At 75.0% G+C, this 761-nt stretch carries 1 protein-coding gene; it reads right to left on the bottom strand.

Annotation, left to right across the window (positions count from 1 at the left end):
• Positions 1-204 precede the first annotated feature (204 nt).
• The coding region (locus GT030_RS30615) for an IclR family transcriptional regulator C-terminal domain-containing protein (RefSeq protein WP_161203870.1) at positions 205-761 on the bottom strand (557 nt) is incomplete at its 5' end.

The following is a 761-nucleotide window of genomic DNA, read 5'->3' as shown; positions in this document are numbered from 1 at the left end:
TGCACGCTCCCCCAAGCTCTCGGCTCCGCTCGAGCAGGGGGTACTCCCACTCGCCGCACCGGGCCCCGGACCCGAGTACGTCCAGTACGAGGGCGTGGGGCCGGCGCGCCGAGAGCACGCACCTGACGCCGCGCGGCCGCCCTTCGGGCGACGACGCGAATGGTCAGACAGGACCAGGCCCGACGGAGCCGGGAAGCACCCCCCTCACGGCGACATCCGCGCCGCGACCTCCTCCGCGCACTCCCGCAACGCGGGCGCGTGTGCGCGGAGTTGGTCCGCGTCCGTCAGGATGACCGTCGCCGCCAGGGACAGCGCCAGTGGCGGGGTGCCCTCCGGGGTGTCGGGCAGTGCCACCGCGATCGAGCGGACGCCGATCTCGTTCTCCTCGTCGACCTCCGCCCAGCCCCGCTCCCGCACGAGGGCCAAGTCCGCGCGCAGCAGGGCGGGATCGGTGATCGTGCGGGGGGTCACCGCCGGGAGCGGGCCGGTGAGCAGGCGCTCGCGTTCCGCCTCCGGCAGCCCGGCGGCCAGTGCCTTGCCCAGCGAGGTGGCGTGCCAGGAGTTGCGGGTGCCCTCGGCGTTGCGCAGTTGGAGATGCTGGGTGCCCTGCACGGAGAGGACGAGCAGCACCTCGTTGTCGTTCAGGATGCCCGCGATGGCCGGCAGCCCGGTGCGCGCGCCGAGCCTGCGCATCGGCGCGGCCGCCGCCGAGTAGCCCGCCGGGGAGCGCTGGAAGCCGCGGGACAGTTCCAGCACGCGGG

Origin of the sequence: Streptomyces sp. SID1328 (assembly GCF_009865595.1) — a bacterium.
Classification (GTDB): Bacteria; Actinomycetota; Actinomycetes; order Streptomycetales; family Streptomycetaceae; genus Streptomyces; species Streptomyces griseoluteus.
The sequence above is the reverse complement of the archived record's forward strand: the minus strand, read 5'-3'. Positions and strand labels throughout refer to the sequence as shown.